A 12,378-nucleotide genomic window follows, 5' to 3' on the forward strand; every position below is an offset into this window, starting at 1 on the left:
CAGGATCGTGAGGACGGCCCCGCCGGCGAGGGCCGGCGGCGGGTGAGCCGCCGAGAGATGTGGAGGTAGGGCAATGTCGAATGAGGATGTCGAGGTCGTCGTGATCGGCGGCGGGCAGGCAGGTCTGGCGATGAGCGAGCACCTCGGTGCCCAGCGCGTCTCACACCTGGTGCTGGAGCGGGACCGGATCGCGGAGCGGTGGCGTACCGAGCGTTGGGACTCGCTCGTCGCGAACGGCCCGGCCTGGCACGACCGCTTCCCGGGCATGGAGTTCTCCGACGTCGCCCCCGACGACTTCGCGACCAAGGACCAGGTCGCGCAGTACTTCGAGAGCTATGCGCGCAAGATCGATGCTCCGATCCGGTGCGGCGTCGAGGTGACCGAGGTACGCCGCCGGCCGGGGCGGCCCGGCTTCCACGTCGAGACGACCGACGGGGTGATCGGCGCCCGGTTCGTGGTCGCCGCGACCGGACCGTTCCAGCGGCCCGTCATCCCGCCCGTCGTCCCTGCCGACGCTGTGGTGACGCAGCTCCACTCGAGCGGCTACCGCAACCCAGAGCAGCTGGCGGAGGGCGCCGTCCTGGTGGTCGGCGCCGGCTCGTCGGGCGTCCAGATCGCCGACGAGCTGCGCCGCGCGGGACGTCGGGTCCTCCTCTCGGTCGGACCGCACGAGCGCCCGCCGCGGAGCTATCGGAGCCGGGACTTCTGCTGGTGGCTGGGTGTGCTGGGTCTGTGGGACGCCGACGCCCCGCCCCAGGGCGCCGAGCACGTCACCATCGCCGTCAGCGGTGCCCACGGCGGGCGCACGGTGGACTTCCGTGCGCTGGCGGAGAGCGGCATCGAGCTGCTCGGCCTCACCAGCGCCTACCAGGACGGTGTGCTCACGTTCGCCGCCGACCTCCGCGCCAATGTCGCCCACGGCGACGCCAACTACCTGGCTCTCCTCGACGCCGCCGACGCCTACGTCGAGCGCCACGGTCTCGACCTGCCCGAGGAGCCGCAGGCCCGGGCCACGCGCCCCGACCCGGCCTGCCTCACCGAGCCGGTCCTCTCCCTGGACCTGGCCGCGGAGGGCATCACCACCATCGTCTGGGCGACCGGCTTCGCCGCGGACTACGACTGGCTCCATGTCGACGCGTTCGACGAGGCGGGCCGGCCACGGCAGCAGCGCGGGGTGTCCGTCGAGTCCGGCGTCTACTTCCTGGGGCTGCCGTGGCTGTCGCGCCGTGGCTCCAGCTTCATCTGGGGCGTCTGGCACGACGCGAAGTACGTCGCCGACCACATCATGACCCAGCGCCGCTATCTCGCCTACGCGCCGGAGCCGGCACCAGGGGACCTGCGCGAGCGGGCCGGCCTGACGGGAGCGATCCGATGAACGCCCTGATCGTCGCGGGCGGCCACACGCGCATCCGCCCCTTCAACACGCGCGACACCTACCCGGAGCAGGAGCTCGAGAACGACCTCTGCCAGGCGGTCGTCGCCGGCAACACGGTCTACGTCCGGGGTCAGATCGGGCAGGACCTCGACACCAGCGAGTCCGTGGGCATCGGTGATGTCGCGGCGCAGACCGAGCGGGCGATGGCGAACATCGAGATGCTGCTGTCCGAGGCGGGCGCGCGCATGGAGCACCTGGTCAAGCTGACCATCTACATCGTGGATCCGCGCTACCGCGAGGCGGTCTACCGGACGATCGGCCGCTGGACCCGGGGGGTCCACCCGATCTCCACGGGGCTCGTCGTCAGTGCCCTCGCGCGGCCGGAGTGGCTGGTCGAGGTCGACGCGATCGCGGTGATCCCGTGACGATGTCCTTCATCGGGGCCGACGACCAGGGCTTCGGCATCGCCATCGCCTCGTCCAGTCCCGCCGTGGCCGCCCGCTGTGCGCACCTGCGCTCCGGCGTCGGCGTGGTCGCCTCCCAGAACGTGACCGACCCCCGCCTCGGGCCGCGGCTGCTGGACCTCCTCGAGCGGCACGGCGACGCCGAGACGGCGCTGCACCGGCTCACGACCGCCACCGAGCTCGTCGAGTATCGCCAGCTGACCGTGCTGGGGAGTGACGGTGGTGCCTGCTTCTCCGGTGGCCACGTGCTCGGCGTCCATGCGGCGGTGCGGGGCGACCGCGTCGTCGGTGCGGGCAACCTGCTGGCGGGCGAGGCGGTGATCGCCGCCGGCGTGGCCGCCTTCGAGAACGCGACCGGCGAGCTCGAGGAGAGGCTGCTGAGCGCCCTGCTGGCGGCCCTCGACCGCGGCGGCGAGGCGGGTCCGCTGCACTCGGCCGGCCTCCTGGTCACCCGCCACGGACGGGCATGGAACGAGACCGACCTGCGCGTCGACTGGTCCGACGGCGACCCGGTCGCCGAGCTCGGCGACCTGCTGCGCCGATGGCTGCCCGAACGGGACGCCTATGTCGCCCGCGCGATCGAGCCCGGCCGCGCTCCGAGCTACGGGGTGCCGGGTGACCTCTGACGTCAAGGAGGTCGTGGCCCGGCGGGCGGGCCTGTTGATGCCCGACCTCGTCGCCCTCTCCCGCGACCTGCACCGACACCCGGAGACGGCCTGGGAGGAGACCCGGGCCGCCGCGTGGGTGGCCGACCGCCTCTCGTCCTACGGCTACGAGGTCACGCCGGCGTACCTCGGGTTCCCGACGGCGTTGCATGCCCGGATCGGGTCCGGCCCGCTGCGGGTCGGGCTCTGCGTCGAGTACGACGCGCTGCCGGGTCTCGGGCACGCCTGCGGGCACAACCTCATCGCGGCCATGTCCACCGGCGCCGCGGGGGCGCTGGCGCAGGTGGCCGACGACCTCGGACTCACCGTCGAGGTCTACGGCACCCCCGCGGAGGAGGGCGGGGGAGGCAAGATCGAGCTCCTCGACCGGGGGGCGTTCGTCGGCCTGGATCTCGCGATGATGGTCCATCCGGCGCCGGTCGACGTCGCCGAGGCCCGCCCCTTCGCGGTCTCCCACTCCGAGATCGTGTTTCGGGGCAAGGCGTCCCACGCCGCCGCCTACCCCGAGGACGGCGTCAACGCCGCCGACGCGTTCACGATCTCCCAGGTCGCGATCGGCCTGCTGCGCCAGCAGCTGCCCGGCACCGCCCGGGTCCACGGCATCGTCACCCAGGCGGGCGAGGCGCCCAACGCGATCCCCGAGACCGCTCGCGGTCGCTGGTACGTGCGGGCCGCGTCGCTCGACGAGCTCGCGGACATCGAGCCGCGCGTCCGCCGCTGCTTCGAGGCGGGCGCGCTCGCGACGGGCTGCGAGCTCGAGATCGCTCCGGAGTCCCAGCCCTACGCCGAGTTCCGCACGGACGACACGGCCCTCGCGTCGTACGTCGCGAACGCCGAGCGACTGGGGCGGCGGTTCGACACCTCCGGGCGCGCGTCCCGGATGAACCGGGCGTCGACGGATATGGGGAACGTGTCCCAGGTGGTGCCCGCCATCCACCCCTACATCGGCATCGACTCCCTGCCGGCGGTCAACCACCAGGCTGCGTTCGCCGAGCACACCCTCGGGCCCGCGGCGGAGCGTGCCGTCCACGACGGCGCGGTGGCCCTCGCCTGGACGGCGATCGACCGGGCCCGTCAGGACCGTCAGGAAGGACGACGATGAGCGCCGAGGCCGACCGAACCCGCACCGAGGTGGACTTCCTCGGGGAGCTCGAGATCCCCGAGTCCGCACTCTGGGGGATCCACACCGCCCGCGCGCTGCAGAACTTCCCGATCAGCGACGTCCCGCTCCACGCGCACCCGGAGCTGATCCAGGCGCTCGGCCAGATCAAGCTGGCGGCGGCCCGGGCCAACCGTGACCTGAGCCTGATCGACCCGGCCGTCGCGGACGCGATCGCGAGCGCCGCCTCGGAGGTCGCGACCCATCGGCTGGACCGCTTCTTCGTCGTCGACGTGATCCAGGGCGGCGCCGGCACCTCGACCAACATGAACGCGAACGAGGTGATCGCGAACCGCGCCCTGGAGCTGCTGGGGCATCGGCCCGGCGCCTACGACGTCGTGCACCCCATCGACCACGTCAACCGCTGCCAGAGCACCAACGACGTCTATCCCACCGCGGTCCGCCTCGCTCTCGTCGAGGCGCTCGACGTGCTCGCCGGCCGGGTGCTCGCGTGTGTGGAGGCGCTGCACGAGAAGGCGGCGGAGTTCGGCGAGATCCTCAAGATCGGTCGCACCCAGCTCCAGGACGCCGTCCCGATGACGGTGGGACGGGAGTTCCGCGGCTGGGCGGTGACCTTGAGTGAGGAGCTGCCGCGGCTGCGGGAGACCCGTGCCCTGTTGGCCGAGGTCAATCTCGGAGGAACGGCGATCGGCACCGGGATCACCGCGCCCCCGGCGTACTCGGCGCTGGTCTGCCGGCACCTCGCCGGGCTCACCGGCATGCCCATCGTCCCGGCGGCCGACCTGGTCGAGGCGACGTCGGACACCGGTGTCTTCGTCCTGGTCTCGGGCGCGATCAAGCGGGTCGCGGTGAAGCTGTCGAAGATCTGCAACGACCTGCGCCTGCTCGGGTCCGGCCCCCAGGCCGGTTTCGGGGAGCTCCGTCTCCCCGCCCGTCAGGCCGGTTCCAGCATCATGCCGGGCAAGGTCAACCCGGTGATCCCCGAGGTCGTCAACCAGGTCGCCTACGCGATCTGCGGGAACGACGTCAGCATCACCATGGCGGCCGAGTCCGGTCAGCTCCAGCTGAACGCGTTCGAGCCGCTGGTCGCCCACCGCCTCCTCGAAGGCAGCCGCTGGCTGTCCCGGGCGCTCGGGACCCTGACCGAGAACTGCATCGAGGGCATCGAGGTCGACCGAGCCCGCCTGGCCGCCGAGGTCGAGCGCAGTGTCGGGGTCGTGACTGCGTTGGCCCCGATGATCGGGTACGCGACGGCCTCCGAGATCGCCAAGGCCGCCCTCCGGGGCGAGGGCACGGTGCGTGACCTCGTGCTCGCCACCGGCCTCCTCGGGGAGGCCGAGCTCGCGGCGCTCCTGTCGCCGTCCGTGCTCTGTGGTGACGACCCCGAGCTCCCGGAGGGGGACGATCCGGTCGCGCTGGCGCGGGGCCTGATGGCGGGGGCGTCGCTGCGCTGGTGAACGGGCCGGCGGTGTCGTCGAGGGCTGGAGTGCGCGGTCGCGCACTCCAGCCCTTTCGCCGTGTCCCGCCTCAGAGGACCAGGCGCCGCACGTCCCCCGCCAGGTGGGCCAGGTGGGCGGTGAAGCGGGCGGCGAGGGCGCCGTCCACGACCCGGTGGTCGTAGGACAGGCACAGCGGCAGCATCAGCCGCGGTACGAACCCCTCCCCGTCCCAGACCGGCGCCATCGTCGAGCGGACGACGCCGAGGATAGCGACCTCGGGGGCGTTGACGATCGGCGTGAAGTGGGTGCCGCCGATGCCGCCGAGGCTGCTGATGGTGAAGGTGGCGCCCTGCAGGTCGGTCGCGCTGAGCTTGCCGTCGCGGGCCCGGGTGGACAGGTCGGCGAGATCACGGCTGAGCTCGAGGATGCCCTTGCGGTCGACGTCACGCACGACGGGGACGACGAGCCCGTCCGGGGTGTCGACGGCGACGCCGATGTGCACGTAGTCCTTGAGCACGAGCTCCTCGCCCGCGAGTGAGCTGTTGAGCTCGGGATACTGGCGCAGGCTCGCGGCCGCCGCCTTGAGCAGGAAGCTGAGCAGGGTCACCCGGTAGCCGTCGGCGCGCGCGTCCTCGTCGAGCTCGCGACGGTACGCATCGAGGTCGGTGATGTCGGCCTCGTCGGCGTGGGTGACGTGGGGGACGTTGAGCCACGAGCGATGCAGGTGCGGGCCGGAGAGCCTCTTGATCCGGGAGAGCGGGACCCGGCGGACCGGGCCGAACTTCGCGAAGTCGACCTCCGGGATCGCGGGGATCCCCGCACCTACGGCGGTTCCGGCCGGAGCGAGGCCGCGCTCGTAGTGGGCGAGCAGGTCCTGCTTGGTGACCCGGGCCTTGATGCCGCTGCCGCTGACCGCGGTCAGGTCGACGTCGAGCTCGCGAGCGAGCCGCCGCACGAGCGGGGTGGCGCGGAGGCCGTCGTCGTCGGAGCCGGCCGTCGCTGGCTCCGTTACCTCGGGTACGGCAGGCTGCTCGGCGACCGGTGCCGGCTCCTCCGCGGCGGGTGCGGCCTCGGCGACCTCGGCGACCTCGGCGACAGCGATCACGCTGCCCTGGCTCACCGTGTCGCCGACGGCGACCGAGACCGAGACGATGGTGCCGTCGACGGGCGAGGGCACCTCCATGGTCGCCTTGTCGGTCTCCAGGGTGATGAGCGGGTCCTCGGCGCGGACGACCGCGCCGGGCGTGACCAGCACCTCGATCACGGGTACATCGGAGAAGTCGCCGATGTCGGGAACCTTGATGTCCACAGTCACTGTCCTCACGCGTGGGCCGGGTCGGCCCGGTCGGGGTCGATGCCGTACTTCTCGATCGCCTGGGCGACCACGGCGGGGGCGACGGTGCCCTCGTCGGCGAGCCGGCGCAGGGCGGTGACGGCGATGAAGTGCCGGTCCACCTCGAAGTGGCGGCGCAGGTTGCGGCGGTAGTCCGATCGGCCGAAGCCGTCGGTGCCGAGCGCGGTGTAGCTGCCCGGCACGAAGGCGCGGATCTGGTCGGCGTACGCCTTCATGTAGTCGGTGGCGGCGACGACCGGGCCCGGCCGACCCGCCAGGCAGGAGGCGACGTACGACGTCCGCGGCTCCTCGAGCGGGTGCAGGGTGTTCCAGCGCTCGGTGGCCAGGCCGTCGCGGCGCAGCTCGGTGAGGCTGGGCGCGCTCCACACGTCGGCCTCGATCCCGAAGTCCGCGGCGAGGAGGTCGGCGGCGGCGAGCACCTCGCGCAGGATGGTGCCCGAGCCGATCAGCTGCACCTGCGCCGTGCCCTCGGCCGGCCGCAGCTCGTAGAGCCCCTTGAGGATGCCCTCGGTGACGCCCTCGGGCATCGGCGGGTGCTCGTAGTTCTCGTTCATGAGCGTGAGGTAGCAGAAGACGTCCTCCTGCTCGGCGTACATCCGGCGCAGGCCGTCGGCGACGATCACCGCCAGCTCGTAGGCGTAGGTCGGGTCGTAGGCGACGCAGTTGGGGATCATCGCGGCCTGGAGGTGGCTGTGGCCGTCCTCGTGCTGGAGCCCTTCGCCGTTGAGCGTCGTGCGGCCGGCGGTGCCGCCGACCAGGAAGCCCCGGGCCCGGATGTCGCCGGCCGCCCAGGCGAGGTCGCCGACCCGCTGGAAGCCGAACATCGAGTAGTAGACGTAGAACGGGATCATCGGGGTGTCGCTGCTCGAGTACGACGTCGCGGCGGCGATCCACGACGACATGGCGCCGGGCTCGTTGATGCCCTCCTGGAGGATCTGCCCGCTGGCGTCCTCCTTGTAGAACATCAGCTGCTCGGCGTCCTCGGGCGTGTAGAGCTGGCCGTTCTGCGAGAAGATCCCGATCTGGCGGAACAGGCCCTCCATACCGAAGGTGCGTGCCTCGTCCGGCACGATCGGCACGACCCGCTTGCCGACCTCCTTGTCGCGCAGCAGCTTGGTGAGGATCTGGACGAACGCCATCGTCGTGGAGATCGCGCGGCCGTTGGAGCCGGCCACCTGTGCGGCGAACGCCTCGACGCCGGGCACCGCCAGCGGTGCCGACGTACGGCGCCGGGCGGGCAGGTAGCCGCCGAGCTCCTTGCGGCGCGCGTGCAGGTAGGTGTGCTCGGGCGAGCCCTCGGGGAACGACACATAGGGCAGGTCGGTGAGGTGGTCGTCATCGATCGGGATCGCGAACCGGTCGCGGAACGCGCGCAGCGCCGGCTCGGCGACCTTCTTGGCCTGGTGGCTGATGTTCATCGCCTCGCCCGCGGCACCGAGGCCGTAGCCCTTGACCGTCTTGGCGAGGATCACGCTCGGCCGGCCGGTGTGGGCGAGCGCCGCGGCGTAGGCGGCGTACACCTTCTGCGGGTCGTGGCCACCGCGGGTGAGGCGCCAGATCTCGTCGTCGCTCCAGTCCGCGACCATGGCGGCGAGCTCGGGGTCGACGCCGAAGAAGTGCTCGCGCACGTACGCGCCGTCCTTGGACTTGAATGTCTGGTACTCGCCGTCGACGCACTCCATCATCCGGCGCTTGAGGGCGCCGGATGTGTCGCGGGCGAGGAGCTCGTCCCAGCCGGAGCCCCACACCAGCTTGATCACGTTCCAGCCGGCGCCGCGGAAGACGCCCTCGAGCTCCTGGATGATCTTGCCGTTCCCGCGCACCGGTCCGTCGAGGCGCTGCAGGTTGCAGTTGACGACGAAGACCAGGTTGTCGAGCTTCTCGCGGGCGGCCATCGAGATGGCACCGAGGGTCTCGGGCTCGTCGGTCTCGCCGTCGCCGACGAAGACCCACACCTTGCGGGCCGCCGTGTCGGCGAGGCCGCGGGCGTGGAGGTACTTGAGGAAGCGCGCCTGGTAGATGGACATCAGCGGGCCCAGGCCCATCGAGACCGTGGGGAACTGCCAGAAGTCGGGCATCAGCCAGGGGTGCGGGTACGACGAGAGGCCGGTGCCGGCATGGCTGCCGGTCTCCTGGCGGAAGCTGTCCAGCTGGGCCTCGGTGAGCCGGCCCTCGAGGAAGGCGCGCGCGTAGATGCCGGGGGAGAGGTGGCCCTGGATGTAGACCAGGTCGCCGCCGTGCTCCTCGGTGGGCGCGTGCCAGAAGTGCTGGAAGCCGACGTCGTAGAGGGTGGCGGCGGACTGGAAGCTGGAGAGGTGGCCGCCGAGCTCGGTGGAGTCCTTGTTGGCGCGCAGCACGAGCGCGAGCGCGTTCCACCGGATGGCGGAGCGGATCCGGTGCTCGATCTCGCGCTCGCCCGGGTGCGTCGGCTCGTCGGCCGGCGCGATGGTGTTGACATAGGGCGTGGTGGCGACGAAGGGCACCGCGGTGCCGAGGCGCTGCGCCTCGGCCAGGATCTGGTCGAGCAGGTACGTCGTGCGTGTCTCACCCTCGAACTCGAGCACGGCCGCGAGGGCGTCGCGCCACTCCTGCGTCTCGGCGGGGTCGATGTCGCTCATCCCGGGTCCTGTCGCTCGGAGGTGTGGGCGGCACCATCCTCTGACCGGGGCGAACATGCGTCCAATGCCTAGTTCGACGACAAATGATGCCTACTGCGCATGGATCTGGTGGCTGGTCCGCTGTGCGTGCGCGCGGAACGCGGCCGACGCGGGTGGCAGCGTGCGGTCCTTGACCCAGGCCAGGCCGATCTCGCGGGACGCCCGGACGTCGGTGACCCGCAGGTGTGGAGTCGTGGGCGCCGCGGTGCTGCGCGGCTCCGGCAGGAGGGCGACGCCGAGGCCGGCGGCGACCAGTCCGCGGAGCGTCTCGACCTCCTCCCCCTCGAAACCGATCCGGGGCGTGAAGCCCGCCTCGCCACACAGCTCCTCGGTGATCGCCCGGAGGCTGAAGCCCTTCTTGAGCACGATGAACCGCTCGCCGGAGACGTCCGCGAGGCGCGCCGTGCGGTGACCGGGCGCGGTCCGGCGTCCGGCCAGCCGGTGGTCCGGCGGCACGACGAGCCGGAGCGGCTCGAGGAACAGCCGTCGGCTCTCGAGCTGGGGGTGCTCGGGCCGGTCCCCGGTGATCGCGAGGTCGACCAGGCCGCCGAGCAGGTCGTCGACCAGGCCCGCGTCGCCGTGCTGGCGCAGGTCGAAGCGCACCTGCGGGCGCTCGGCGTGGAAGCTGCGGATCAGCGCGGGCACCAGCCAGGTCCCGAGGGTGTGCAGGAAGGCCACCGGGACGAACCCGGCGTCCGGCGCGGTGAGGTCCTGGACCGACCGCACCCCCCGCTCGTACGCGTCGATCGTCTCGCGGGCGTGCCGGGCCAGCTCGCGCCCGGCCGGTGTCAGGGTGAGCCCGCGCCCGATCCGCTGGAAGAGCGGGGTGCCGACCTCGCGCTCGAGCCGGGCCAGTGCGCGTGAGACCGCCGGCTGGGTGCGGTGCACCCGCGCGGCGGTCTCGGTCACCGTGCTGCCGTCGGCCACCGCCAGGAATGCGCGGATCGTGTCGAGCTCCATGACTCCATGCTCCCAGCGCATGGGTCGCCCGCCAACGTGTCGTACCCGGCATTCGGGTCGCCGAATGGCCCGAACCGCGACCTGAATGCCGGGTACGACGGAGAACCCGGGCCGGCTCAGCCCCGCAGCTCGTCGAGGACGGCGATGCGGAGCGCGGCGAGGTGGGGGCCGACGCCGGTCGCCCGGGTGGCGAGGTCGGCACCCGCGGCCTGCCGGTCCGCCGGCGTCAGGGCCACCAGGTCGAGGACGTCGTACGGGTCCCAGTGCTCGTAGGTGATGCACTGGAACCGGGCGCCCGCGCGGGTGCGGCGCTGCGAGATGCCCACGAGCTTGCGGTCCTCGACGATCACCTCGCCGGGCCCGAGCGCGGCGAAGCACACCAGTCGTCCCCACGGCGTCTGCTCCAGGCCGCCCCGATAGACCTCGGCCGCCACGCCGATCGTGGCCAGCGCCCGCTGCCAGGCCTCGCCGAGCCAGTACGCCGACGCGCGGACGTCGTCGCTCCAGCGGGGGTCGTGGCGCGGCACGACCACGTCGAGCCACACGCACCGGTCCGGGTCGACGTACACGGCGCCGCCCCCGCTGCGCCGGCGCACGACGTCCACCCCCGCCGCGGCCACCGCCGCGGTGTCGGCGACGGTGTGGTCCTGGGCGCTGCCGAGGACCAGCGCCGGCCCGGACGGGGCGAACGACCAGACCTCGGCCGCCGCCAGGTCATCGGGGATCGGACGGGCATGGAAGTCGGCGATCGACCCGGTCACCTCGCGCAGCAGCACGCGCCCGATTCTGCCCGAGCGCGCCCGGAGTCGCGGTGCGGCAACGATTCCCCCAGAGATCGCTGCCGCACCGACGTGCGGGGGTCAGTGGCGTGAGGCCTTCGGCTCGGTGCCGTGGTGGCGCAGCTGCTCGGCGCTGGCGGGGATCAGCTGCCCGGCCTCGACCTGCCACACGGCCTCGGCGTAGGCGAGCGCGGCGCTGAGCCGGCGGTAGACGGTGATGTCGTCCTCGCTCGGCACGACGCCGGCGGCCCACTGCCGCGTGAGGCGGTCGGCGGCGCCGTTGGCGCGCTCGAGCGCGAGCCGGAGGGCACGGGCCGCCCGGTCGTACGGCGCCTGGGTCATCGCCGGGCCCTCGTCCGGACCCTCGTCGCGCCGGTGTCGGCGCCGGTGGTCGTCTTCCGCATGGTGCTCCCCTCGGGTTCAAGGCTTCCTGCCGATGGGTGTGGGCGGGGAGGCCGTTGGGTCTTCAGATCTCCCGAGCCGGGCACCGCGAGAGCGGTGCGTGCCGACGACGCTACCCACGCCGCCCGACGCGGACACGCGATCGGCACCTGCGGTTCTCTGATGAGGTATCGCGGCCTCGGGGCCGTGAGCCAGATCGCCCCGCGCCGGAGCCCGTGGGCGTGATCTTGGCCCGATCGGGGACACTGGCGTCAGCGTCATCGGTGGGGAGACCGCGGCGCCGATGGGGGAGGGGCGCATGTGGAGCATCGTCGAGCACTGTGAGGAGCGGCAGCGGGGCAATCCGCCGCTGCGCCGGCTGTGGCGTCGGGGGCAGTGGGCGATCCGGCCCGCCGAAGGGCCACGCCATCAGGTTCGCCGGGTGGCGCTCGCCAACGCACTGGCCCTGATCGTCTTCGAGGACGCCGCCGACCTCGCCGACGTCGCCGTCCTGGCGCGCCAGCTCGGCACCGCGCGGCTGGCCGACCTGCAGGAGGAGGTGCTCGCGCCGATCGACCCGGCCGCGACCCGCCCGCGCACCACGGCGCTCGTCACCCGGCTGGCCCGGGCCGCGTGGCACGAGGACGGCGCCGGCGAGGCCGACGCCGATCGAGCGCTGTACGCCGAGCTGGTCACCCGGCTCGTGCTGCAGCGTGGCGAGCGGGCCGGGACGCCCCCGCCGGCCACGTCCCGCGCCGACGTCCTCGGCGCCCTCCATGACGGCCATCTGCCCTCCTGGCGACGCCAGGTCGCGGCGATCGCGGCGGAGCCGTGGGCCGGTCCGGGCGCGGACTGGATCGCCCTGCTCGACCCGCGCCGCGACGCCTTCGCCCTCGCCTGCCTCCGTGCCCTCGTCGACCGGGCGCAGCAGGACGCCGTGGCCCAGGAGCGGGGCGCGGTGGCCGACCACATCCGGCGCACGATCGCCCGGGCCGGAGTCACCCAGCGCGAGTTCGCCCGGCTGATCGGCACGTCGCAGTCGCGGCTCTCGACCTATGTCTCCGGCTCGGTGGTGCCCTCGGCGGCGATGCTGGTGCGGATCAGCCAGGCGGGCGACGGGCTGCGGCGTACCACGGGGTCCGGCTGATCCATTCATGTTCATGTATGTGAACTTGGGTTCGTAT

Annotated in this window: 11 protein-coding genes; 6 read left to right on the plus strand and 5 right to left on the minus strand. The window is 72.7% G+C overall.

The genetic code is table 11. The features are described from left to right. Nucleotides 1–73 precede the first annotated feature (73 nt). Genes QJ852_02280 through QJ852_02300 form a run of 5 tightly spaced genes read left to right on the plus strand, consistent with a single transcriptional unit; the run spans nucleotide 74 to nucleotide 5,081 of the window. Entirely contained in the window at nucleotides 74–1,375 is a 1,302-nt protein-coding gene (locus QJ852_02280; GenBank protein WGX97271.1) for an NAD(P)/FAD-dependent oxidoreductase, read from the plus strand. Beyond that, nucleotides 1,372–1,800, plus strand: a complete 429-nt coding sequence (locus QJ852_02285; protein ID WGX97272.1) for a RidA family protein — start codon at nucleotides 1,372–1,374, stop codon at nucleotides 1,798–1,800. The genes QJ852_02280 and QJ852_02285 overlap by 4 nt, the downstream gene beginning before the upstream one ends. A gap of 2 nt (nucleotides 1,801–1,802) precedes the next feature. Next, nucleotides 1,803–2,465: a DUF1028 domain-containing protein gene (locus QJ852_02290; GenBank protein ID WGX99519.1), complete on the plus strand. Its 663-nt coding sequence runs from the start codon at nucleotides 1,803–1,805 to the stop codon at nucleotides 2,463–2,465. Next, nucleotides 2,455–3,606, plus strand: coding sequence for a M20 family metallopeptidase (locus tag QJ852_02295; GenBank protein WGX97273.1), 1,152 nt, complete (start codon nucleotides 2,455–2,457; stop codon nucleotides 3,604–3,606). The genes QJ852_02290 and QJ852_02295 overlap by 11 nt, the downstream gene beginning before the upstream one ends. Next, nucleotides 3,603–5,081 carry an aspartate ammonia-lyase gene (locus QJ852_02300; protein ID WGX97274.1) on the plus strand — a complete coding sequence of 493 codons (1,479 nt, stop codon included), beginning with the start codon at nucleotides 3,603–3,605 and terminating at the stop codon, nucleotides 5,079–5,081. Before QJ852_02295 ends, QJ852_02300 begins: the two co-directional genes overlap by 4 nt. Before the next feature lie 70 nt (nucleotides 5,082–5,151). Here the strand turns inward: QJ852_02300 and QJ852_02305 are convergent, their stop codons facing one another. The 5 genes from QJ852_02305 to QJ852_02325 all read right to left on the minus strand — a co-directional run bounded on the left by QJ852_02305 (nucleotide 5,152) and on the right by QJ852_02325 (nucleotide 11,155). Then, on the minus strand, nucleotides 5,152–6,372 hold the full coding sequence (locus tag QJ852_02305; protein ID WGX97275.1) for a 2-oxo acid dehydrogenase subunit E2: 1,221 nt from the start codon (nucleotides 6,370–6,372) through the stop codon (nucleotides 5,152–5,154). A gap of 11 nt (nucleotides 6,373–6,383) precedes the next feature. Then, the gene (gene aceE, locus QJ852_02310; GenBank protein ID WGX97276.1) at nucleotides 6,384–9,035 is read right to left on the minus strand and encodes a pyruvate dehydrogenase (acetyl-transferring), homodimeric type; all 2,652 of its coding nucleotides are present in this window, start codon (nucleotides 9,033–9,035) and stop codon (nucleotides 6,384–6,386) included. A 90-nt stretch (nucleotides 9,036–9,125) separates the two neighbouring features. Continuing rightward, complete coding sequence (locus QJ852_02315; protein ID WGX97277.1) at nucleotides 9,126–10,034, minus strand: LysR family transcriptional regulator; 909 nt, start codon at nucleotides 10,032–10,034, stop codon at nucleotides 9,126–9,128. 116 nt (nucleotides 10,035–10,150) lie between these two features. After that, nucleotides 10,151–10,810 (minus strand): hypothetical protein, encoded by a 660-nt coding sequence (locus tag QJ852_02320; GenBank protein ID WGX97278.1) that lies wholly within the window; start codon nucleotides 10,808–10,810, stop codon nucleotides 10,151–10,153. Between the two features lie 84 nt (nucleotides 10,811–10,894). Continuing rightward, the gene (locus tag QJ852_02325; GenBank protein ID WGX97279.1) at nucleotides 10,895–11,155 is read right to left on the minus strand and encodes a hypothetical protein; all 261 of its coding nucleotides are present in this window, start codon (nucleotides 11,153–11,155) and stop codon (nucleotides 10,895–10,897) included. Between the two features lie 358 nt (nucleotides 11,156–11,513). Here QJ852_02325 and QJ852_02330 point away from each other — a divergent pair, with 358 nt between their 5' ends. Next, the gene (locus QJ852_02330) at nucleotides 11,514–12,341 is read left to right on the plus strand and encodes a helix-turn-helix transcriptional regulator (GenBank protein ID WGX97280.1); all 828 of its coding nucleotides are present in this window, start codon (nucleotides 11,514–11,516) and stop codon (nucleotides 12,339–12,341) included. The last annotated feature ends 37 nt before the right edge of the window (nucleotides 12,342–12,378 follow it).

Source organism: Nocardioides sp. L-11A (genome assembly GCA_029961745.1).
GTDB lineage: Bacteria > Actinomycetota > Actinomycetes > Propionibacteriales > Nocardioidaceae > Nocardioides.

Bases quoted from the DNA above. Each gene is read 5' to 3' on its own strand.
- aceE (WGX97276.1), bottom strand. From the start codon at position 9,035: ATGAGCGACATCGACCCCGCCGAGACGCAGGAGTGGCGCGACGCCCTC.
- QJ852_02325 (WGX97279.1), bottom strand. From the start codon at position 11,155: ATGACCCAGGCGCCGTACGACCGGGCGGCCCGTGCCCTCCGGCTCGCG.
- QJ852_02300 (WGX97274.1), top strand. From the start codon at position 3,603: ATGAGCGCCGAGGCCGACCGAACCCGCACCGAGGTGGACTTCCTCGGG.
- QJ852_02290 (WGX99519.1), top strand. From the start codon at position 1,803: ATGTCCTTCATCGGGGCCGACGACCAGGGCTTCGGCATCGCCATCGCC.
- QJ852_02330 (WGX97280.1), top strand. From the start codon at position 11,514: ATGTGGAGCATCGTCGAGCACTGTGAGGAGCGGCAGCGGGGCAATCCG.
- QJ852_02315 (WGX97277.1), bottom strand. From the start codon at position 10,034: ATGGAGCTCGACACGATCCGCGCATTCCTGGCGGTGGCCGACGGCAGC.
- QJ852_02285 (WGX97272.1), top strand. From the start codon at position 1,372: ATGAACGCCCTGATCGTCGCGGGCGGCCACACGCGCATCCGCCCCTTC.
- QJ852_02280 (WGX97271.1), top strand. From the start codon at position 74: ATGTCGAATGAGGATGTCGAGGTCGTCGTGATCGGCGGCGGGCAGGCA.